Source organism: Pseudomonas sp. FA117 (genome assembly GCF_057370475.1).
Genome location: NZ_CM170675.1, coordinates 1,216,863 through 1,238,035 on the forward strand (window position 1 = coordinate 1,216,863; position 21,173 = coordinate 1,238,035).

22 protein-coding genes are annotated in these 21,173 nt (G+C 64.3%); 13 read left to right on the plus strand and 9 right to left on the minus strand.

What is annotated here, in order from left to right:
- Positions 1-41: 41 nt before the first annotated feature.
- On the minus strand, positions 42-638 hold the full coding sequence (locus tag AC1TXO_RS05705) for a superoxide dismutase (protein WP_054893818.1): 597 nt from the start codon (positions 636-638) through the stop codon (positions 42-44).
- Between the two features lie 192 nt (positions 639-830).
- Entirely contained in the window at positions 831-1,430 is a 600-nt protein-coding gene (locus AC1TXO_RS05710) for a LysE/ArgO family amino acid transporter (protein ID WP_486405413.1), read from the minus strand.
- Positions 1,431-1,556: 126 nt separating this feature from the next.
- Here AC1TXO_RS05710 and AC1TXO_RS05715 point away from each other — a divergent pair, with 126 nt between their 5' ends.
- The 3 genes from AC1TXO_RS05715 (at position 1,557) to AC1TXO_RS05725 (ending at position 4,391) form a co-directional block, all read left to right on the plus strand.
- On the plus strand, positions 1,557-2,447 hold the full coding sequence (locus AC1TXO_RS05715; protein ID WP_486405414.1) for a LysR family transcriptional regulator ArgP: 891 nt from the start codon (positions 1,557-1,559) through the stop codon (positions 2,445-2,447).
- Between the two features lie 49 nt (positions 2,448-2,496).
- Complete coding sequence (locus tag AC1TXO_RS05720) at positions 2,497-3,492, plus strand: NAD-dependent epimerase/dehydratase family protein (RefSeq protein WP_486405415.1); 996 nt, start codon at positions 2,497-2,499, stop codon at positions 3,490-3,492.
- Positions 3,493-3,578: 86 nt separating this feature from the next.
- Complete coding sequence (locus AC1TXO_RS05725) at positions 3,579-4,391, plus strand: ATPase (protein ID WP_486405416.1); 813 nt, start codon at positions 3,579-3,581, stop codon at positions 4,389-4,391.
- Here AC1TXO_RS05725 and AC1TXO_RS05730 read toward each other — a convergent pair.
- The gene (locus AC1TXO_RS05730) at positions 4,375-5,595 is read right to left on the minus strand and encodes a DUF2599 domain-containing protein (RefSeq protein ID WP_486405417.1); all 1,221 of its coding nucleotides are present in this window, start codon (positions 5,593-5,595) and stop codon (positions 4,375-4,377) included. The two genes, AC1TXO_RS05725 and AC1TXO_RS05730, sit on opposite strands and share 17 nt — an antisense overlap.
- Positions 5,596-5,909: 314 nt before the next feature.
- On the opposite strand from AC1TXO_RS05730, the gene AC1TXO_RS05735 reads away from it, so the two are divergent.
- Positions 5,910-7,724 (plus strand): hypothetical protein, encoded by a 1,815-nt coding sequence (locus AC1TXO_RS05735; protein WP_486405418.1) that lies wholly within the window; start codon positions 5,910-5,912, stop codon positions 7,722-7,724.
- A gap of 54 nt (positions 7,725-7,778) precedes the next feature.
- Here the strand turns inward: AC1TXO_RS05735 and AC1TXO_RS05740 are convergent, their stop codons facing one another.
- From AC1TXO_RS05740 to AC1TXO_RS05750, 3 genes are read right to left on the minus strand one after another with little or no spacing between them, the layout of a single operon-like run.
- Complete coding sequence (locus tag AC1TXO_RS05740; protein WP_486405419.1) at positions 7,779-8,828, minus strand: alkene reductase; 1,050 nt, start codon at positions 8,826-8,828, stop codon at positions 7,779-7,781.
- A gap of 19 nt (positions 8,829-8,847) precedes the next feature.
- The gene (locus AC1TXO_RS05745; protein ID WP_486405420.1) at positions 8,848-10,020 is read right to left on the minus strand and encodes an MFS transporter; all 1,173 of its coding nucleotides are present in this window, start codon (positions 10,018-10,020) and stop codon (positions 8,848-8,850) included.
- Between the two features lie 13 nt (positions 10,021-10,033).
- Entirely contained in the window at positions 10,034-10,336 is a 303-nt protein-coding gene (locus AC1TXO_RS05750) for an ArsR/SmtB family transcription factor (protein WP_486405421.1), read from the minus strand.
- A gap of 152 nt (positions 10,337-10,488) precedes the next feature.
- On the opposite strand from AC1TXO_RS05750, the gene AC1TXO_RS05755 reads away from it, so the two are divergent.
- Complete coding sequence (locus AC1TXO_RS05755) at positions 10,489-11,061, plus strand: acyl carrier protein phosphodiesterase (RefSeq protein ID WP_486405422.1); 573 nt, start codon at positions 10,489-10,491, stop codon at positions 11,059-11,061.
- A 133-nt stretch (positions 11,062-11,194) separates the two neighbouring features.
- Here AC1TXO_RS05755 and AC1TXO_RS05760 read toward each other — a convergent pair whose 3' ends face one another.
- Positions 11,195-11,986 (minus strand): lysophospholipid acyltransferase family protein, encoded by a 792-nt coding sequence (locus AC1TXO_RS05760; RefSeq protein ID WP_486405423.1) that lies wholly within the window; start codon positions 11,984-11,986, stop codon positions 11,195-11,197.
- Positions 11,986-12,741 carry an L-ornithine N(alpha)-acyltransferase gene (gene olsB, locus AC1TXO_RS05765; RefSeq protein ID WP_402757341.1) on the minus strand — a complete coding sequence of 252 codons (756 nt, stop codon included), beginning with the start codon at positions 12,739-12,741 and terminating at the stop codon, positions 11,986-11,988. Before olsB ends, AC1TXO_RS05760 begins: the two co-directional genes overlap by 1 nt.
- A 136-nt stretch (positions 12,742-12,877) precedes the next feature.
- Here olsB and AC1TXO_RS05770 point away from each other — a divergent pair, with 136 nt between their 5' ends.
- The 7 genes from AC1TXO_RS05770 (at position 12,878) to AC1TXO_RS05800 (ending at position 18,366) form a co-directional block, all read left to right on the plus strand.
- A complete protein-coding gene (locus tag AC1TXO_RS05770) occupies positions 12,878-13,765 on the plus strand; it encodes an acyl-CoA dehydrogenase middle domain-containing protein (protein ID WP_486405424.1) in 888 nt (295 codons plus the stop codon).
- Between the two features lie 42 nt (positions 13,766-13,807).
- Positions 13,808-14,896, plus strand: a complete 1,089-nt coding sequence (locus AC1TXO_RS05775; protein WP_486405425.1) for a serine hydrolase domain-containing protein — start codon at positions 13,808-13,810, stop codon at positions 14,894-14,896.
- On the plus strand, positions 14,893-15,189 hold the full coding sequence (locus AC1TXO_RS05780) for an amidase (RefSeq protein ID WP_486405426.1): 297 nt from the start codon (positions 14,893-14,895) through the stop codon (positions 15,187-15,189). The genes AC1TXO_RS05775 and AC1TXO_RS05780 overlap by 4 nt, the downstream gene beginning before the upstream one ends.
- A 45-nt stretch (positions 15,190-15,234) precedes the next feature.
- Positions 15,235-15,816 carry a YceI family protein gene (locus AC1TXO_RS05785; RefSeq protein WP_486405427.1) on the plus strand — a complete coding sequence of 194 codons (582 nt, stop codon included), beginning with the start codon at positions 15,235-15,237 and terminating at the stop codon, positions 15,814-15,816.
- A 1-nt stretch (position 15,817) separates the two neighbouring features.
- The gene (locus tag AC1TXO_RS05790) at positions 15,818-16,975 is read left to right on the plus strand and encodes a phospholipase D-like domain-containing protein (protein ID WP_486405428.1); all 1,158 of its coding nucleotides are present in this window, start codon (positions 15,818-15,820) and stop codon (positions 16,973-16,975) included.
- A 79-nt stretch (positions 16,976-17,054) separates the two neighbouring features.
- Positions 17,055-17,633 carry a DJ-1/PfpI family protein gene (locus AC1TXO_RS05795; RefSeq protein ID WP_486405429.1) on the plus strand — a complete coding sequence of 193 codons (579 nt, stop codon included), beginning with the start codon at positions 17,055-17,057 and terminating at the stop codon, positions 17,631-17,633.
- A 142-nt stretch (positions 17,634-17,775) separates the two neighbouring features.
- Positions 17,776-18,366: a GNAT family acetyltransferase gene (locus AC1TXO_RS05800; RefSeq protein WP_486405430.1), complete on the plus strand. Its 591-nt coding sequence runs from the start codon at positions 17,776-17,778 to the stop codon at positions 18,364-18,366.
- A 120-nt stretch (positions 18,367-18,486) separates the two neighbouring features.
- Here AC1TXO_RS05800 and AC1TXO_RS05805 read toward each other — a convergent pair whose 3' ends face one another.
- Positions 18,487-20,010: a fumarate hydratase gene (locus AC1TXO_RS05805; RefSeq protein WP_065864229.1), complete on the minus strand. Its 1,524-nt coding sequence runs from the start codon at positions 20,008-20,010 to the stop codon at positions 18,487-18,489.
- A 241-nt stretch (positions 20,011-20,251) separates the two neighbouring features.
- Between AC1TXO_RS05805 and AC1TXO_RS05810 the strand changes: the two genes are divergently transcribed.
- Positions 20,252-21,172 carry an iron-sulfur-binding ferredoxin reductase gene (locus tag AC1TXO_RS05810; RefSeq protein ID WP_486405431.1) on the plus strand — a complete coding sequence of 307 codons (921 nt, stop codon included), beginning with the start codon at positions 20,252-20,254 and terminating at the stop codon, positions 21,170-21,172.
- Position 21,173: the final 1 nt, after the last annotated feature.

Below are 21,173 nucleotides of genomic sequence, written 5' to 3' on the forward strand. Positions count from 1 at the left end.
AAAAACCCGGCCGAAGCCGGGTTTTTCTGGGCGCTGAGTGATCAGGCCTTGAAGGTCTTGCCTTCGAACTGCTCGGCAACGAACTTCCAGTTGACCAGGTTCCAGAACGCCTCGACGTACTTCGGACGCAGGTTGCGGTAGTCGATGTAGTAGGCGTGTTCCCAGACGTCGCAGGTCAGCAGCGGGGTGTCGCCGCTGGTCAGCGGGTTGCCGGCGCCGATGGTGCTGGCCAGGGCCAGGGAACCGTCAGCCTTCTTCACCAGCCAGCCCCAGCCGGAACCGAAGGTGCCGACCGACGTCTTGGTGAACTCTTCCTTGAACTTGTCGAAGGAACCGAAGGCCGCGTTGATGGCCTCGGCCAGGGCGCCAGTTGGCTGGCCGCCGGCGTTCGGTGCCAGGCAGTTCCAGTAGAAGGTGTGGTTCCAGACTTGAGCGGCGTTGTTGAAGATACCGCCCGAGGAGGTCTTGACGATTTCTTCCAGCGACTTGCCTTCGAATTCGGTGCCTGGGACCAGGTTGTTCAGGTTCACGACATAGGTGTTGTGGTGCTTGTCGTGGTGAAACTCCAGGGTTTCCTTGGAGATGTGCGGCTGCAGGGCATCGTGGGCGTACGGCAGCGGCGGCAATTCAAAAGCCATGGTGGATCTCCTGATTCAGGTCTGTTTGCGGTTTGCGCAAGGCCGATCACGGGCGGCCCGATGAGCGTCGGCGAGTTTTTACTCTTTGCGACGCAAGGGCTGGATCATAGCACCAGCCCCCGCGCATAACCACGCAACAACTATAGGGAATAGAGGTTCCAGAGCGGTTGGGCGCTGGCGACCGGTGGGCAATCAGCCGAAGATCAGCTGTGCTGCCACCGCGAACATCATCACCGCCACCATCAGGTCCAGCAGTCGCCAGGTGCTTGGGCGCGCCAGCCAGGGGGCGAGCCATGCCGCGCCCAGGGCCAGGGTGAAGAACCACACCAGCGACGCGCTGGCGGCTCCGGCGACATAGGCACCGGGTACCGTTTGCTGGGCGCCGAGCGAGCCGATCAGCAGCACGGTGTCCAGGTACACATGGGGGTTGAGCAAGGTTACCGCCAGCGCGCTGAGCAGCACGGCGCGCCGCGAACGCAGGCCCTGGCCCTGCTGCTGCTCCAGGCTCTGCTTGGAGCAGGCGCGTTGCAGGGCCTTGGCGCCGTACCAGATCAGGAACGCCGCGCCACCCCAGCGCGCAGCAGCCAGCAGGGTCGGATTGTGCGCCAGCACCGTCGCCAGGCCGAACACCCCGGCCGCCACCAGGATCGCATCGCACACCACGCACAGCAGCGCCACCGGCAGATGGTGTTCGCGCCGCAGGCTCTGGGCCAGGACGAAGGCGTTCTGCGTGCCGATGGCCATGATCAGGCCGAAGGCCACCAACATGCCGTTCAGATAACTTTGCCACATGGCGAAAACACTCCGTGGGCGCTCCCATGGAAGGGAGCGCGGTTCAGACAAGAAGATGCTGGCCATTGTGGGGGGCAGAGCGGTATAAGAAAAACAAATAGGCCTGATCTGGCATTAGGAAAATCGATGTTCGACTACAAGTTGCTGGCCGCCCTGGCGGCGGTGATCGAGCAAGGCGGGTTCGAGCGTGCGGCGCAGGTACTGGGGCTTTCGCAATCGGCCGTGTCCCAGCGCATCAAGCTGCTCGAGGCGCGGGTCGGCCAGCCGGTGCTGGTGCGCGCCACGCCGCCGAGCCCGACCGAGGTCGGGCGCCAGTTGCTCAACCATGTGCAGCAGGTGCGCCTGCTCGAGCGTGACTTGCAACGCCAGGTACCGGCGTTGGACGAAGAGGGCATGCCCGAGCGCTTGCGCATTGCCCTCAATGCCGACAGCCTCGCGACCTGGTGGGCGGGAGCGGTCGGTGATTTCTGTGCCGGCCAGCGGCTGTTGCTGGATCTGGTGGTGGAGGACCAGGAGGTTGGCCTGCGGCGTATGCGCGCCGGTGAAGTGGCGGCTTGCCTGTGCGGCAGCGAACGCCCGGTCGCCGGGGCACGCAGCCTGCCGCTAGGGGCGATGCGCTACCGTGCCTTGGCCAGCCAGGCGTTCATGACGCGACATTTCCCACGGGGTTTCGAGGCTGCGCGGCTGGCCCGTACCCCTGCCGTGGTCTACGGGCCGGACGATTTCCTGCAGCACCGTTACCTGGCATCCCTGGGGATCGAGGATGGTTTTTTGCATCATCTGTGCCCCTCTTCCGAGGGCTTCCTGCGTTTGACCGAGGCCGGTCTGGGCTGGGGGCTGGTGCCGGAACTGCAGGCCCGCGAGCAGATGGAAAACGGTCGTCTGGTGGAAATCTGCAGCGATACTCCCATCGATGTCCCCTTGTACTGGCATCATTGGCGCAATGGCGGGCAGTTGCTCGCACAACTGACCGAGCACCTGCGCCAGGCGGCGCCGGGCTGGCTGGTGCCCTTGTAGGCATTGGCAGCGTCAACTGCATCTGTAATCAGGCAAGGCGGAGTCTTACATGCGAATTCTGGTCACCGGCGCGAGCGGCTTCATTGGCGGACGCTTTGCGCGTTTTGCCCTGGAGCAGGGCCTGCAGGTGCGGGTCAACGGTCGCCGTGCCGAAGGCGTCGAACACCTGGTCAAGCGCGGGGCGCAGTTCATTCCGGGCGACCTGGGCGATGCCGAGGTGGCGCGTCGCTTGTGCCAGGGCGTCGATGCCGTGGTGCATTGCGCGGGCGCAGTGGGTAACTGGGGGCGTTACCAGGATTTTCACCATGGCAACGTGGTGCTCACCGAGAACGTGGTCGAAGGCTGCCTGAAAGAGCATGTGCGGCGCCTGGTGCACCTGTCGTCGCCATCGATCTACTTCAATGGCCGCGCGCGCCAGGACATCCGTGAAGAGCAGGTGCCGCGGCGTTTTCACGATCACTACGCGCTGACCAAGCACCTGGCCGAGCAGAAGGTCTTTGGTGCCCAGGAGTTCGGCCTCGAAGTCCTCGCCCTGCGCCCGCGCTTCGTCACCGGCGCAGGTGATGCGAGCATCTTCCCGCGGCTGATGCGCATGCAGGCAAAGGGACGCCTGGCGATCATCGGAAATGGCCTGAACAAGGTCGACTTCACCAGTGTGCACAATCTCAACGAGGCGCTGCTCAGCGCCCTGTTCGCCGAAGAGCAGGCGCTGGGCCAGGCCTACAACATCAGCAACGGCCAGCCATTGCCACTGTGGGACGTGGTCAACTATGTGATGCGCCAGATGCAGTTGCCCCAGGTCAGCCGTTACCGCTCCTATCGCCTGGCCTACAGCCTGGCAGCCGTCAACGAGGCCGCCTGCATGCTCTGGCCTGGGCGGCCGCAACCCACCCTGACCCGCACCGCGATGCAGGTGATGAGCAAGGATTTCACCCTCGACATCAGCCGCGCCCGGCATAATCTCGACTATCGCCCCAAGGTCAGCCTGTGGACCGCGCTGGATGAATTCTGCGCTTGGTGGAAGCACCTTCCGGGGCAGCAGTGAACCTGTCGGGCGGACGATGGTCAGCAGTGCGCCGCCCTGGCGGTTTATAATATGTCTCTTTGCTATTAGTGCGGTCGAACCTACCCATGCGCAACGATGCCCACGACGATTTCGATGATGTGCCGGTCCTCAGGGCGGGTACGCCCGACGATGACGAGCTGCTCCCGGCCCACGTGGCCCGTGGTCGGCAGAAAGCTGCGCGGCCCGCCAGCAATGGCCCTTTGTGGGCGTTGCTGGTGGCTTCGTTCATCGCCCTCGCCGGGCTGGGCTGGTGGAGCTTCCAGCAGATCTCGCTGATGGAGCAGCAACTGGTGGCCACCCAGGAGAGCTTTGCCCGCATCAGCGAGGAAGCTGCCGGCCGCCTGCAGGCGATCAGCGGCAAGGTCGAGGCCAGCGAATCCAGCAACAGCACTGGCAGCGAAGCCTTGAAGCTGCAGATCCGCCAGTTGCAGGCCAGCCTGGCCGAGCAGGGCAAGCAGCAGGAAGGCGTGGTCGGGCAGGCGGGTGATCTGGGCAAGCGCCTGGAGCAGGTGCTGGCCGACACCCGCGAGCAGCAGAAGGCGGTGACTGAGTTGCAGACCCAGTTACAGGCGCAGCTCAAGGCAGTCAACACCGAGCTTGCGGCGCTCAAGTCGGGTCAGGTCGATGGCGGCAAGCTCGATGGCCAGCTCAAGAGCCTGAGCAACGAGGTGGCTGCAGTGAAGAAGCAGGGCGCGGCGATCGAGGGGCTGGCGCAGGATGTGCTGGTGCTCAAGAGCCAGGCCGACAACCGTCCGGCGACTGCCAGCGGTGCTTCGGTGCAGGAGTTCGATGCTTTCCGTGGCCAGACCACGCGCAGCCTCAACACCCTGCAGAGCCAGATCCAGAACCTGCAGCAGCAGATCAACGCGCGCCCGTGAGATCCTCGCCTTTTTCTAGTGGATTGCAACCGTCGCGCAAGTAGTCTTCCAGAGGCAGGTTCGGTCGGAACGGCTCGAGGTTCCAGTTGCGTTTGTCATGGGCGATAAGCATGTGGCAAACCATCTGCTGCGTCATGCCGCCCTTGTCGTTCTGCACCCACTGCGGGTCCTGGGCGAATTTCTCGCGCATCTCCCGGTCTGCGGTTTCCTGCGCAACCTGAGAGGGATTGGCCTTCACCGCCCTGGCGCAGTCTGTCGGCAGCAGCCCCAAGGCCCATTCGGTATGGGGTGGATTGACATCCGCGCGTTCGAACCAGCGGCCGGAAACGAAGTAACGTTTACAGATCACGTCGCCCAATTGCGCCTGGTAAGCATCGAAATATTCGAAACTGGCTTGGGTGTTTCCCTGTGGCAATGTCAGCGTGATGATCGGCACGAATGTTCCGGTTTCCTGATAGAACTGGCGTTGGTCGTTCTGCGCCCTGCGCATCCCCTCCGGGCTGCCGCGCAGGTAGAAGAACGCCTGTATCGGCAGTTGTTCGGAGGGAGTTGCCTCCCAGGTCTTGGCCCGCAGTTCGTTGTTCTGCCTGGGTTTGAGCATCCATGCGGCCTCAACCCCGACATTGAAACCTTTCACTGCATCGCGTCCAAGCCCGTCTGCAACCGAGAAGCCACATTGCCCGGCGGGGTTGCTGATGTATTTGTCATGCCACTTCCGGGCGGTGTCGATGCCTTGCTGATAACAGGGTTGGCTACTGTCGTCGCCCCCTCGCAACTGTCCACAACCGTTGTCGATGCGCTCATGCGCCCCTGGGTCGGCCGGGAAGAAGCACAATACCTGCAAAGCTCGGATACCCTGCGGTCGCTTTTCACCGGGGTAAATGATGTAGCCGTTGGTATCGTTCAGGGCCAGCCGGTCGAAGGCGACATCCCAGGCCAGATAACTGTAGGCCGTACCGCCATTGGCGCGTTCCTCGGGCGTCGGGGTCCAGCTGTGTTCCTGATTCAGGTGGGTCGTGCCCTTGAGTATCACGCCTGTGCAAAGGAAGCGGGGTTTGTTGGTGCTGCCACAATCTTTGCTTGATGCCAAATAGCGGGCTTGCAGCACCTGTGCTGTTTCCGGGCCCGAGGCTGCCAGCGCCGTCTGGCCAGGAACCAGGGTTGCTGCAAGCAGGATCAGATTCAAAGTGACCGAGTAGAACATGGCAGTTCCATTGCAAGGTTGATGACCCTGTTTACCTATGCGGGTACCGTGATCAGGCGTTACATCGACGACCTTAGATAAGCGCTTGTATCCGGGCAACTGATAGAAATAACAGTCGCGCTTCCATGACCTGATAATTTTGTCAGGTGCGCCATGCCAAGGCTCTTGCTAGTTTTCCGTTGGAATCTTGTACTTCAAACAAACCTGCCAATGCTTATAGGCGCTTTCCCGCTGCTTCGATCAATTCAAGTCGGGGCCAGGTCACGGGTCTTGTCGCGCTTCGCATACCTTGAAGAAGATCACGGAGTGATGCCATGAAAAACCTGGTATGGGTAGCGTTGGTCGGGGCGCTGCTGGGGTTTACTGCCAGCGCCGAGCAACAGGCTGGGCCTGCCAGTTTCGATGTTCCGGCACCGACGATGGTCGAAGGCCTCGACGAGGTGATCGGCCTCGACAGCTTTGGTGATTGGCTGAGTGTGCACGTGAGCTATCCGGCGATGGCGGTCGGACATACCGTCGGTTTTCGTTGGAAGGGCAAGAAGACCCGAGACTTGCCAGTTCAGACCGTCAAGCAAGTCGGAACGCTGGTATTCAAGGTGCCCAGAAGTTTTGTGGAAGGGGATCTTGGCGATACGGCGCGATTGACGTCCAGTGTCGGCGTAGGTGATTCGAAGTTGATCATCTCCGACCCATTGGTTGTGAAAGTGGAACCGTCATTGAAGTTTCAGGTGCCTGCGCCAAAACTGAGCGGAATCGATGAGCGCGGCGATTATCGTCCTGGTAATAGGGATGCAACGCTCGAGGTCAACTATCCCGCCATGAAAGTGGGCGATAGGGTCGGACTGAAGTGGGCGGGGCGTCAGACTCTCGAGCTGCCGTTGGAAAAAGTCCAGACCGTGGGGCCGGTGTCGTTCAAGGTGCCTGCGGCTAAGGTCAGCAGCGATGCCGGGAGTGCGGTGATCGTCACGGCCAGTGTCGGAGGGGATGGCAATTCGCTGCGTATTTCCCAGGCGCTCAGTGTGCGGATACTGGAGCAGTCCGACTTTGACGCGCCGATTGCCGAGCAAGCGTCAAAGGGAGAGCTCGATATCAATCAGCTCGCTGCCGGTGCGACGATCAAGGTGGATGGCCGGCATTTGCGCAAGGGCGATATCGTCGGAATGCGCTGGCAAGGGGGCACGCGTCTTGACCTGCCTACCCAGAAATTCTACGGCACCGGAGATATCCGCTTTCAGGTCGACAAGAATGCTGTAGTCAAGGACCTGGACAAGACCGTGCGACTCACCGCGAGCCTGGGGCGCGACGGTAAACCTCTGGTGATTTCTACGCCGCTGGATCTCAAGGTCGTCAAGTCTGCACTATCACCCGGGCAAGTGGTGGCGCTCCGGTTGAACCGGCGCTACGAAACGACGCCAGCGGCCTGTACGGGTAACAAGCCGGCCTACTACTGCAGTGGGGTGATGATACGGGGCACGAACAATGAAGCGTTCGACCCGTGGAACCCAAGTCCGTCAGCAGTACGTCTGGGCTCCGTCTCGTTTTCCTATTTGCGCAAGGACTCCCATGTCACGGGGCTCTACAACTTCAGCGGCTTCATCTTCAGCGACCAGGAAACCGCCATCGCCCAGGGCAAGGCCCAGACGTTGCGCTGCATCTACCCCTATAACGCGGCCACTTCGGGCAATCTCAACGAGAATGGCTGCGGATCTCGAACCCTTGCGGTCGATCAGAGTTCCTGTGCCGCGCAAGGGGTTACCACGGCAGCGCAGTGGGTCAAACACGCCCGTAGCGTGGCCGGCCCGGGCCGCCAATGTTCATTGAGCACGCAGGTCCCTTCCCAGTTCTTCGCCGCGTTGCAGGCGAAGGCCACACGTCTGCCGAACATGAGTTCGGCCTGGAATGAAGTTCTCGTTCAGACCTGGGCGCAGAACATCGGCGATAAGCTGCCTATCGAAGCCTTCTTCTATAACGCCGGATCGGCTCAGGGGGCTGTGGCTGCCAAGGCGTACCAGACGAAGTACAAGGCCCGCACAAGGCTCTGGGTGCCGGTGGTGCAGTTGGACCCTGCCCAGTATGGCAAGGGTGATCTCTTTCAATACCTGTCTGCGGACCAGGCTGTGCAGCCATGAAGGCGCCAGGCATCGGCAGAGGATGAACTGTTCAGGCTCATCCCCTGCACTGCATCACATGCGTGGGTAGTCGATGTAGCCCACCGGCCCCTTGCCGTGGAAGGTTTCAGGGTGCGGTTCGTTCAGCGGCGCATCGGCGGCCAGGCGCGCCGGCAGGTCTGGGTTGGCGATGAACGGGATGCCGAAGGCCACGGCGTCGGCCTTGCCGCTGGCCAGTGCCGCGTTGGCGGAGGCCTTGGTGAAACGCTCGTTGGCGATGTATGGGCCGCCGAAGGCCTGCTTGAGCAGTGGGCCGATGCTGTCGTCGGCTTCCTTCTCGCGGGCGCAGATGAAGGCGATGCCGCGCTTGCCCAGCTCGCGGGCAACATAGCTGAAGGTCTCGGTCAGGTTGGCATCACCCATGTCGTGGGCATCGGCGCGCGGTGCCAGGTGCACGCCTACGCGCTTGGCGCCCCAGACACCAATGACCGCGTCGGTCACTTCCAGCAACAGGCGCGCACGGTTCTCCAGCGAGCCGCCGTAGCGGTCGGTGCGTTGGTTGGTGCTGCTCTGCAGGAACTGGTCGAGCAGGTAACCGTTGGCGCCGTGAACCTCGACACCGTCGAAGCCGGCAGCCTTGGCGTTCTCGGCACCTACGCGGTAGGCCTCGACGATATCGGCGATTTCCTCGGTTTCCAGTGCGCGCGGGGTTTCATACGCCGTGATCGGCCGCACCAGGCTGACGTGGCCTTCCGGCTGGATGGCGCTCGGCGCTACCGGCGCTTCACCGTTCAGGTAGCTGGAGTGGGAGATGCGCCCGACATGCCACAGTTGCAGGAAGATACGCCCGCCGGCGGCATGCACCGCCTGGGTCACGTTGAGCCAGCCGCGCACCTGGTCGTTGGACCAGATGCCGGGGGTGTCCGGGTAGCCGACGCCCATCGGCGTGACCGACGTGGCTTCGGTCAGGATCAGCCCGGCGCTGGCGCGCTGCACGTAGTACTCGGCCATCAGTGCGTTGGGTACGCGGCCTTCATCGGCGCGGCAGCGGGTCAGCGGCGACATGATGATGCGGTTGGGCAACTCGAGATCGCCCAGGGTGATCGGGTCGAAAAGCGTGGTCATTTCACAAGCCTCGCACAGGTCAGTTGGATGCGGCGGCCAGTCCGGCGTCGTTGGCGCCGCGCTGGTTGAAGGTGATCAGGGTGACGATCAGCGCCAGTACGGCCAGGGCTGCAGCTGCCAGCGGCACGCTGGTCAGGCCCAGGCCATGGGCGATGACGCTGCCGCCGACCCAGGCGCCCAGGGCATTGCCCAGGTTGAAGGCGCCGATGTTCAGGGTCGACACCAGGTTCGGTGCATCCTTGCCGTAGGTCACCACGTTGACCTGCAGCGCCGGGACGGCGGCAAAGGCGGCGGTGGCCCAGAGGAACAGGGTGATCTCGGCCGGGACCAGCGCGCTGCTGGTCCAGCTGAGCAGGGTGGAAATCACCGCCATGGCGACGAAGACCCCCACCAGCGTGGCCCCCAGGCGGCGGTCGGCGAACTTGCCGCCGAGGATGTTGCCCAGGGTCAGGCCCAGGCCGATCAGCAGCAGGGTCCAGGTCACGCCGCGTGGCGACACGCCGGTGACTTCGCCGAGCAGCGGGGCCACGTAGGTGAACAGGGCGAACATCGAGGCCGAGAACAATACGGTCATGCCCAGCGACAGCCAGATTCCGGCCCCCTTGAGCGCTGCCAGCTCCGAGCGCATGTCGAGCTGTTCGGCATCGCGTTGCAGGGGCAGGAAGCGGATCAGGCCGACCAGCGCGATCACGCCGATGCCGGTCACCGCCCAGAAGGTCGAGCGCCAGCCGGCCGCCTGGCCCAGGGCTGTGCCCAATGGCACGCCGAGCACGTTGGCCAGGGTCAGGCCGGTGAACATCAGGGCCACGGCCGAGGCGCGGCGGTTGACGGGTACCAGGCTGGCCGCCACCACCGAGCCGATGCCGAAGAAGGCACCGTGACACAGGGCGGTCACCACTCGGGCGAACATCAGCAGGTTGTAGTCGCTGGCCACCGCACACAGCAGGTTGCCGACGATGAACACGCCCATCAGCGCCACCAGCGCCGCCTTGCGGGGCAGGCGGGCGGTGGCCAGGGCCATGAACGGCGCGCCGATCGCCACGCCCAGGGCATAGCCGGTCACCAGCCAGCCGGCGCCGGGGATGCTCACACCCAGATCGCGCGCCACATCGGGCAACAGCCCCATGATGACGAACTCGGTGGTGCCGATGGCGAAGGCGCTCAGCGCCAGGATCAACAGAGAGAGGGGCATTGCAAGGTCCTTGTCAGAGCTCTTGGCTCATCTGCTCGAGGAAGGCCTGGATGGTCTCCTCGTTGCGCTTGAAGAAATGCCACTGCCCGACCTTCTGGCTGCTGATCAGGCCTGCGCGCTGCAAGGTCGCCAGGTGGACGGAAACGGTCGACTGCGAAAGGCCGCAGCGTTGATCGATCTGCCCGGCACAGACGCCGAATTCGGTGCTGTGCTGCTGGTCGGGGAATTGCGCCGCAGGGTCCTTCAGCCAGGTGAGGATGTCTCGGCGGACCGGATGGGCCAGGGCTTTTATTATGTCGTCGAGGTCGAGGGGCATGGTTGGGCTCGTGGGTTGTAGCGGTATATCGCGATGGGGCGAAATATAAATCGTCAATTCACGATATACAAATATGAAAGCGTTCTGAGCTCATGCGGAATCGCTATATCGCGTTATAACGATATACAACGCCACGGTGTTAGACTGCCGCGATGAACTACCTCGCACACCTTCACCTGGGCGGTCCGGCACCGCAGCAATTGCTCGGCAGCCTGTATGGCGATTTCGTCAAAGGCTCGCTGGAAGGTCGCTTCGCCCCTGAACTGGAGGCGGCCATCCGCCTGCACCGGCGTATCGACAGCTACACCGACAGCCACCCGCTGGTATTGGCGGCGCTGGCGCGTTTCCCGCGTGAGCGGCGGCGCTTTGCCGGCATCGTTCTCGATGTGTTCTTTGACCATTGCCTCGCACGGCATTGGGGGGATTACGCCGAGCAGCCGCTTGCGCAGTTCACCGCTGCGTTTTACCGGGTGCTGTTGGCCGAGCCACAGTTGCCGGGGCGCTTGGCGCGCATCGCGCCATTCATGGCGGCGGATGACTGGCTGGGGGCGTATGGCGATTTCGCCACTTTGGAGCAGGTGTTTCGCGGGATCGGGCGGCGTTTGTCGCGGCCGCAGGGGATGGAAGGGGTGATGACGGAGCTCGAAGTGCTGTATGAGCCACTGATGGCGGATTTTCGCGAATTCTATCCGCAGCTGCAGGTGTTTGCGGCGGCGGAGCGTTGAGGTTTGCGTGGCTGTCAGGGCCTTATCGCGGGACCAGCCCGCTCCAACAGGTACTCCGCTGCATGCAAAAACAATGGGGTACCTGTGGGAGCGAGCTTGCCCGGCGATAGGGCCGGTCGGCCCATCCCGGCAATCAGGCCGCCCTGGCCTGTCGACGCGGCACCGCCACCTCGACGTCCTCGACCCCGAACAAGGCCATCTGGATCGCCTGCTGCGCCATGAATGCCAGCGCCGCGCGTTCCATACCCTGACTCTCCACCGGCGCCAGCAGGTGGATCACCACCTCCCCCCGCGCCTGGCCAAACAGGCGCATCAGGTGCGAAACCAGGTCGTCATCACCGATGAACGGTGCGATCGCATCGGGCTCGCCATCGCGCAGGTACTGGATGGCTACCGGTTGCACCGGTGCGCTGCAGTCGATGGCGCCCGCCAGCAGACGACCATGGAAGGTACGCAGGGCGCGGCCATCGGTGGTGGTGCCCTCGGGGAAGATCAGCAACGGACGGGCCTGGCCCAACTGCCCACAGATCTGCTCGCGCAGGCGCTGGCTGTCGCCGCCGCCGCGACGGATGAACAGCGTGCCGGCCTTCTCCGCCAGCCAGCCGGCCAGCGGCCATTGGCGCACCTCGGCCTTGGACAGGAACGACAGCGGGGTGAGCATGCCCAGGAGCGGGATATCGGTCCAGGACACATGGTTGCTGACCCACAGCATCGGCTTTTGCGGCAGTTCGCCGATTACCCGCACATCGAAGGGCAGGGCGCCTGCCAGGCGTTTCATGAACAGGCAGGTCCAGCGCTGGCGCCGCTCGATGGAGGCCTTCATTCCCAGGCGCTCGCCCAGGACGATGACGCCGGCCATGGCCATTCCCAGCAGCAGTACCAGTACCAGGCGCAGCAGGCGGGCACTGGCCCGCAGGCCCGGCATCAGACCGCCGCCTTGAAGTGGCGGGCGTAGCGCGGGCACAGGTCGTCGCGCTTGAGCAGGATGAACACGTCGGCGACCTGGAAGTCTTCGTCCCAGCACGGCTCGCCGCAGATCTTCGCGCCCAGACGCATGTAGGCCTTGAGCAGCGGGGGCATCTCGGTGATGACGTTGTTCGGCAAGGCCAGGGTGGGAAGCGGTTTCTTCGGTTCGGCGCGCAGGTGTTCGGTGCACAGGTAGCGTTCGCGCAGGCGCTGCATGATCGCGTGGGCCTGGATGCCGCCGTCCTGCATGGGGATGCTGGCGCAACCCATCAGGTAGCTGTAGCGGCCTTCGTTGAGCACCTCTGCAAGTTCGCCCCAGAGCACGGCGATGGTGCCGCCGTTGCGGTAGTCCGGGTCGACGCAGGTGCGGCCCAGTTCGAGGATCGGGCCTTGCAGTTGCAGCAGGCCGTGCAGGCTGAATTCTTCTTCGCTGTAGAAACGGCCCAGGCTGCTGGCGGCCTGGTGGTCGAGCAGGCGGGTGGTGGCGACCAGTTGGCCGGTGGCCAGGTCACGTACGCCGATGTGACGGCAGTGAATATCGTAGTCATCCATGTCCAGGCCCAGTTCGGCGCCCTTGAGCTTGGCCTTGAATTCGGCGCTGAATACCTTGAAGCGCAGGGCCTGTGCTTCCTGCAGGGCCGCAGCGCCGACCAGGCGTTCGGCTTGCAGACGGCGTTCAGTGCTGTTGTCGCCAGAGCGAGCGATCCGAGTCATTGCGAGTCTCCATAAGCCAGCCAAATAGGGTTGCGGCCGGTCGGCTTTGTTGTGCAAAGTCAGCCTAGGTAGACGCGGTGTCACCTCCGTGAATCTTTGGTGATGCTTGCGTGACACCCCACACGAGGAGCGCTCGATGACCTGGTTGCCACGACTCAACGACCCGCTGCGCCAGGCGCAGGGAGCCACTTTGGGCGAGACCTATGCGGCCACGCTCGAGCGTCTGGGCGCGGTCACGCCGTTTGAACTCGCCGCGCTGGGCGGGCGGGCCATGGCCACCCCCGGGCTGGCCTTTCTGCTCGGCTACCAGGCCGCCTTGCGGGTGCTGTGGCCCAGCGCACCGGCAGGTCTTGGTGCCCTGTGCGCCACCGAACGGCGCAGCGTGCGCCCGGCCGACATGCACACCCGTGTCGAGGGCCTGCGCCTGAGTGGGCGCAAGGACTTCGTCACCGCCGGACTCGACGCCGAGTGGCTATTGGTGGCAGCGCGCAATGAAGCGCAGGGCCAGGCGCCGCGGTTGAGCCTGGCGGTGGTCTACCCGGGCGAACCGGGCGTGACCCTCGAGGCGCTGCCGACCCTGCCGTTGATGCCCGAGGTCGGCCACGCGCGCGTCGAGCTGAAGCACGCCGCCTGCGAGCTGCTGGCCGGCGATGGTTGGGATGCCTACGTCAAGCCGTTCCGTTCCCTCGAAGACCTCTATGTGCTCACCGCGCTGCTCGGCTGGCTGCATGGCGTCGCGCAGGAATGCACCTGGGCGCAGGCGCTGCGCCTGCGCTTGATCGGTCTGCTCGCGGCCTGTGCCGAGGCCAGCCGGCACTGCGCCGACAGTGCGGGCTGTCATTTGTTGCTGGCGGGATTGTTCGCCCAGTTCCAGGTGCTGCGTGACGAGATCGACCAGGCCCTGGCCGCTGGGCCTGCTCATTGGGCACAGCTGTGGCAACGCGACCAGGGGCTGCTGGCGCTGGCGCAGGCAACGCGGGAAAAGCGTCTGGCCAAGGCCTGGGCTGCTGCAGGATTGTCATGAAGCCCAGGTATGCTCCGCCGATTGACCGCGCGTGAGGTATCGATGGGCAGATTGAAGGTGGTGCTGGGCATTCTGGGAGTGATCGCCCTTCCGGTATTCGCCGAGGACTGGCCCGACAGCCAGTGGCCGCAGGATCCGAGTCATCACGATTGGCAGTCCGTTGACGACTACGCCTTCCCCGCCCGCGACGACGCCACTCGCAGTGGCGTGCGCAGCGATGCCCTGCTGATCATCCGCGACGGCCGCATCCTGCACGAGCGCTACACGGCTCCCACCGCTGCCGACACCCCGCACCTGACCTGGTCGATCAGCAAGAGCGTGCTGGCCACGTTGCTGGGTGTCGCCCGTGGTGAAGGCCGGTTCCAGCTCGAGGATCCGGCCGCCCGCTACTACCCGGCGCTGCGTGACCACCCGCAGCTGCGCCTGGTCGATCTGCTGCACTGGGCCAGCGGCCTGGCCTGGCAGGAAGATTACGAATACGCACCGCTGAAGTCCTCGGTGGTGGCGATGCTCTACACCCGTGGACGCCAGGACATGGCGGCCTACACCGCCGGTATGGCGCAGGCCCAGGTGCCGGGGCAGCATTTTTCCTATTCCAGTGGCGACAGCAACCTGCTGGCGGCGACCTTGCGCGGCATGCTCGCCCCGCAGCAGTACGCCGACTATCCCTGGCAGGCGCTGTTCACACCGCTGGGCATCACGCACGCGGTGTGGGAGCGCGATGCTGCCGGAACCTTCGTCGGCTCGTCCTACCTCTACCTCAGTGCCCGTGATCTTGCCCGCATCGGCCTGCTGATGCAGCGCGACGGCCGCTGGCATGAGCGACAACTGCTGCCCGCCGACTGGGTCAGCTTCAACCGCACCCTGTTCGCCAACGCCGAGCCGGTGCCGGGCGATGCCAATCCGGGTGGGCACTGGTGGCTGAACCAGCCGTTGCCGGGCAATCCACCGCCCTGGCCGGATGCCCCCCTCGATACCTTCGCGGCCCTTGGCCACTGGGGCCAGGCCCTGTACGTGCTGCCCGCGCAGAAGCTGGTGATCGTGCGCTACGGCGACGACCGCGATGGCAGCTACAGCCACAACGAACTGCTCAAGCGCGTGCTTGCCGTGCTGGCGAAGGAGGGCGCATGAAGCGGATCCTGCTGGTACTGCTGTTACTCCTGCTGGCCTGGGGCTGGAGCGAACGCCAGGCCCTGTCGGATTTTCCGGGCATTCTTCCGGCGTACTCGGCCAAGGAGTACTGCTCGTGCCGTTTCGTCATGGGCTTCGACGAAACCTACTGCCGCGGCTATGTGAAGCAGTACCTGCCGCTGGGGCGTCTGGAGGAGGACAGCCAGGCACGCAGCGTGCTCGCCGAAGGTCTGGGGCGAAGCAGCCAGGCGGCCTGGCAGGGGCCGCGCGAGGGTTGTCGCTTGCTGCCGTGAAGGCCTGCGGGGTAAGGTTGGCGACCTTGCTTGACGAGGTTTCACATGTCCACCTTGCTCCGCCTGCTGCCCGCCCTGTTACTGGCCCTGTGCCTGCCCGCTCATGCCAATTGGCACCTCGACGGCGAGTCGTCGCGGCTGTCGTTCATCACCGGCAAGAACGGTGATACCGCCGAAGTGCATCGCTTTCTGGTGTTGCACGGCACCATCGACCGCAAGGGGGTGGCCGGTCTGAGCATCGAGATGGACTCGGTGAGCAGTGGCATTCCGCTGCGCGACGAGCGCATGCGCGATGGGCTGTTCGAGGTGCAGCGCTTCCCGGAAGCAACGGTGAAGGCGCAAATCGATCTGCGACCGATCAACGACCTGGCCAACGGCGCCCAACTGGAACTGCGCCTGCCGCTGACCGTGACCCTGCACGGCCAGTCGCACACCTACAATGCGCTGTTGTTGGCCACCCGCCTCGATGAGCGGCGTTTCCAGGTGGTGACCCTTGAACCGCTGCTGTTGCGCGCCGAGGACTACGGCTTGCTGCCAGGCCTTGAAAGCCTGCGCCAGTTCGCCGGGCTCAAGTCCATCAACCCCTCGGTGCCGGTGAATGCGGTGCTGATCTTCACCGCGCGCTGACATGCCCGGGCCGGTCTTCCCCTGGCGGGATGGCAACCAGTTCGAACTGCTGATCGACGGCCCCGAATTCTTTCCGCCCATGCTCGCGGCGATCGCGCACGCCGAGCGTCAGGTCGACCTGGAATTGTACCTGGTGGAGGCTGGCGCCTGTGCCGACGCCGTGGTCGAGGCCCTGGAGTCGGCGGCCTTGCGTGGCGTACGGGTCCGATGCCTGTTCGACGATTATGGTGCCCTGGCCTTCGCGTCGAGTCTGCGTCAGCGCCTGCAGGCCGCTGGAGTCGAGCTGCGCCTGTACAACCGCTTGCGCTGGCGTCGTGGCCTGCGCAACCTGTACCGCGATCACCGCAAGTTGCTGTTGGTGGATGAGTGCTGGGCGGTAGTGGGCGGAACCGGCGTCACCGATGAATTCTGGACGCCGGGGCAGCCGAGCAGCGACTGGCACGAGGTGATGGTGCGCATGCAGGGGCCGGTGGTGCTCGACTGGCAGGTGCTGTTCGATCGCCAGTGGCACGCCAACAATCGCCGCACCGCCTGGCGCCCACCCGAGAACTTCGGCCTGTCGCGCCTGCCGAGGATTCCGGCGCAGGGGCAGGGCTTGGGCCGAGTGGCCTACGCCGATGCCCGTCAGCACCGTGACATCCTGCACTCGCTGGTCCGGGCGCTGAACAGTGGCCAGCGCCGAATCTGGCTGGCGACGCCGTATTTCCTGCCGACCTGGAGCGTGCGCCGCTCATTGCGCCGGGCTGCGCAGAAGGGCATCGACGTGCGCCTGCTGCTCACCGGCCCACGCACCGACCACCCTTCGGTGCGCTACGCCGGGCACCGCTACTACCCGCGCCTGCTGCGTGCCGGGGTGCGGATATTCGAATACCAGCCGTGCTTCCTGCACTTGAAAATGGCTGTGGTCGACGACTGGGTCAGTATCGGTTCGTGCAACTTCGACCACTGGAACCTGCGCTTCAACCTCGAGGCCAATGTAGAGGCTCTCGACCCACCGCTGACGGCTGCGGTGTCGGCCAGTTTCGAGCGTGATTTCGCGCTCAGCGAAGAGGTCGATCTCGATCACTGGAAGGCCCGCCCCATGTGGCGACGGGTGCAACAGCGGATCTGGGGCTGGCTGGACCGGCTGGTGGTCAATCTGCTGGATCGGCGCAACTGAGACCTGCGCTGGATATCGGTCATCGGCAAAGCGGACTATGGTGCAGGGATTGTTCCCTGCAAACGAAGGAGTGGATGCGATGACGGCGAAGAAGATTCTCATGCTGGTGGGCGACTACGTCGAGGACTACGAGGTCATGGTGCCGTTCCAGGCCCTGCAGATGGTCGGCCATACCGTGCATGCGGTGTGCCCCGAAAAGATCGCCGGGCAGACGGTGCGCACGGCGATCCATGATTTCGAAGGCGACCAGACCTACAGCGAAAAGCCAGGGCACAACTTTGCGCTGAACTTCGATTTCGTCCAGGTGCGTGCCGAAGGCTATGACGCGCTGCTGATCCCCGGAGGTCGTGCGCCGGAGTACCTGCGTCTGGATGGGCGGGTGCTGGAACTGGTCAGGGCATTCAACGATGCCGGCAAGCCGATTGCTGCGGTGTGCCATGGTGCGCAGTTGCTGGCGGCGGCCGGTGTGCTGGAAGGGCGTGAGTGCAGCGCCTACCCGGCATGTGCGCCTGAGGTGCGTCTGGCAGGTGGGCACTTCGTCGATATCTCGATCGACCAGGCCCATGTGGAGGGCAACCTGGTCACCGCGCCGGCCTGGCCTGCGCACCCGGCATGGCTGGCGGCGTTTCTGAAGGTACTGGGGACGCGCATCGCCTGATTGGGTCATACGCCGGGCAGCGGTTCTGGAGAAATACCTGTCGCGCAGGGGAAAGGCCTCTGGTTGCAGGCGATGATAGGGTTTCCATCCAGGCCCGGCTTTGCCGGGCGCTTCACCCACATCGACAGAACGATCGCCCCGCATGGAAATCCGCCTGCTCCACGGTGCTGCCATCGCGCCTTACATCGATGACATTGCTCGCCTGCGCCTGACGGTGTTCCGCGAGTTTCCCTACCTTTACGACGGTACGCCGGCGTGCGAGGCCGACGCGCTTGGGCGCTATGTCGACTCCGAGCGCAGCCTGGCGATCCTGGCGATGGACAAGGGGAGGGTGGTAGGCGCCTCGACCGGTCTGCCGCTGAGTGACAAGAGCGAGGCCTTGCGCCAGCCGTTTCTGGAACAGGGGCGCGATCCGCGTACGGTCTATTATTTCGGCAAGTCGGTGTTGCTGCCGGACTATCGCGGGCAAGGACTGGGCGTGCGCTTTTTCATCGAGCGTGAGTCCTATGCGCACAAGCTGGGTGGCTTTCACTACTGTGCGTTCAGCGCTGTCGAGCGGCCCAACGGCCATCCGCGACGACCCGAGGACTACAAGCCGCTCCACGGTTTCTGGCGCAATCGCGGCTTCCTGCATCAGCCGTCGTTGCGTGCGTCGTATGCCTGGCGGGATCTGGACGAGCCGGAGGAGTCGGACAAGACGCTGTCGTTCTGGCTCAAGGATCTGTTGCTGTGATCCCGGGCTGAAACGGCGACGCCCCGTTCGCGGGTAAACCCGCTCCTACAAGTACAGCGTGTAGGAGCGGGTTTACCCGCGAACGGGGCGTCGCCGTTTCAGCCTGAGATTGGAGCAGTCTTACTTCACTTCGACAGCCAGGCTCTGGGCAATCTTGTTCTGCCACAGCGCAGGACCGGTGATGTGTACCGACTCACCCTTGCTGTCCACCGCAACGGTGACCGGCATGTCCTTGACGTCGAACTCGTAGATCGCTTCCATGCCCAGCTCGGCGAAGGCCAGGACCTTCGACTTGCGAATGGCCTGGGCCACCAGGTACGCAGCGCCACCCACGGCCATCAGGTACACGGCCTTGTTGTCCTTGATCGCCTCGATGGCGGTCGGGCCACGCTCGGACTTGCCGATCATGCCCAGCAGGCCGGTCTGTTCGAGGATCTGGCGGGTGAACTTGTCCATGCGTGTGGCGGTGGTCGGGCCGGCCGGGCCGACCACTTCGTCACCGACCGGGTCGACCGGGCCGACGTAGTAGATGAAACGGCCTTTCAGGTCGACCGGCAGTTCCTCGCCACGGTTGAGCATCTCGACCATGCGCTTGTGCGCGGCATCGCGACCGGTGAGCATCTTGCCGTTGAGCAGGATGGTCTCGCCCGGCTTCCAGCTGGCGACTTCTTCCGGGGTGATCTCGTCGAGGTTGACGCGGCGCGCGCTCGGGCCGGCTTCCCAGACGATTTCCGGGTAGGCGTCCAGCGATGGCGCCTCCAGCTCTGCCGGGCCGGAGCCGTCGAGCACGAAGTGGGCGTGACGGGTGGCGGCGCAGTTGGGGATCATGCACACCGGCAAGGAGGCGGCGTGGGTCGGGTAGTCCATGATCTTGACGTCGAGCACGGTGGTCAGGCCGCCCAGGCCCTGGGCACCGATGCCCAGCTGGTTGACCTTCTCGAACAGCTCCAGGCGGATCTCTTCGATGCGGTTCTGCGGGCCACGGGCCTTGAGCTCATGGATGTCGATGGATTCCATCAACACTTCCTTGGCCATGACCGCGGCTTTTTCCGCAGTACCGCCGATGCCGATGCCGAGCATGCCAGGCGGGCACCAGCCGGCGCCCATGGTCGGGACGGTCTTGAGCACCCAGTCGACGATCGAGTCGGACGGGTTGAGCATCGCCATCTTGGACTTGTTCTCCGAACCGCCGCCCTTGGCGGCGACGTCGACTTCGACCTTGTCGCCGGGCACGATGGAGTAGTGGATCACTGCCGGGGTGTTGTCCTTGGTGTTCTTGCGGGCACCGGCCGGGTCGGCCAGGATGGAGGCGCGCAGGACGTTTTCCGGCAGGTTGTAGGCGCGGCGCACGCCCTCGTTGATCATGTCGTCCAGGCTCATGGTCGCGCCGTCCCAGCGCACGTCCATGCCCACGCGCACGAACACGGTGACGATGCCGGTGTCCTGGCAGATCGGGCGGTGGCCGGTGGCGCACATGCGCGAGTTGATCAGGATCTGGGCGATGGAGTCGCGGGCAGCGGGCGACTCTTCACGCAGATAGGCCTCGTGCATGGCCTGGATGAAATCGACGGGGTGGTAGTACGAGATGAATTGCAGGGCATCGGCGACGCTCTGAATCAGGTCGTCTTGCTTGATCACGGTCATGCAGCGCGCTCCTCTTGAAGACGGGAACATTCGTAAAGGCATCGACACAGCCGACCAGCGTGTCGAAAGGCCTTGCAAGGCGCACCGGCAGGTCAGGCCGGTGCAAAAAGGGCGCGGCAGTATAGCGCGGCTGCCGGAGGGAAACACCTGCGAGTGGTCCGGACCTTGGTCGGCAGCTGTCAGGCATCGTTCTTGCTGGCGTTCTGTACAATGGCAACAGACTCCAGGAGACATTTCATACATGCCCGATCTTCGCGTGGGCGAGCGCTGCATCAGCGTGGTAGCCGGCAGCAACCTGCTCGATGCGCTCAACGGCGCCGGCCTTCAAGTCCCCTACAGCTGCCGGGCGGGCAGTTGTCAGGCGTGCCTGGTGCGTTGCCTCGACGGCGAGCCCGTGGATGCCTTGCCCGACGCACTGGCTGCGGACAAGCGCGAGCAGGGCTGGCGCCTGGCCTGCCAGTGCCGGGTGATGACGGATGTGCGCGTGGCAGTGTTCGATCCGCGGGTGGACGGCTTGCCTGCGCAAGTCTGCACGGTGGACTGGCTGGGCGATGTACTGCGCCTGCGGCTGCGGCCGGAACGGGCGCTGCGCTATCGGGCCGGCCAGCACCTGGTGCTGTGGCAGGGCCTGGTGGCGCGGCCTTACTCGCTGGCAAGCCTGCCGGGCGAGGATGACTTTCTCGAGTTTCACATCGACTGCCGCCGCCCTGGTGCGTTCTGCGATCAGGCGCGGGGCTTGAAGGTCGGTGACCAGATGGGGCTGGGAGAGCTGCGAGGTGGTGCGCTGCACTACGACCCGGACTGGCAGGACAGGCCTCTGTGGTTGCTGGCAGCGGGCACCGGGCTGGCGCCGCTGTGGGGTGTTGCACGAGAGGCGCTGCGTCAGGGACATAGGGCCGGCATAAAGATACTGCATGTGGCGCACGACGATGCCGGCCATTACCTCAAGCCTGCCTTGCAGCAACTACAGGGCGTCGACGCCGAATGCGTGCTGTTCGAGCGCCTCGAAGAAACGCTTGCCAGCATGCGTCCGTCCTCTCGCCAGACCATTGCTTTGCTCTGTGGGGCGCCGGCAAGTGTCGAGCGCTTCGCACGCAGGTTGTTCATCGCCGGTGTGCCAAGAAACCAGGTACTGGCCGATGTGTTCGTCGAACATGCCTGAT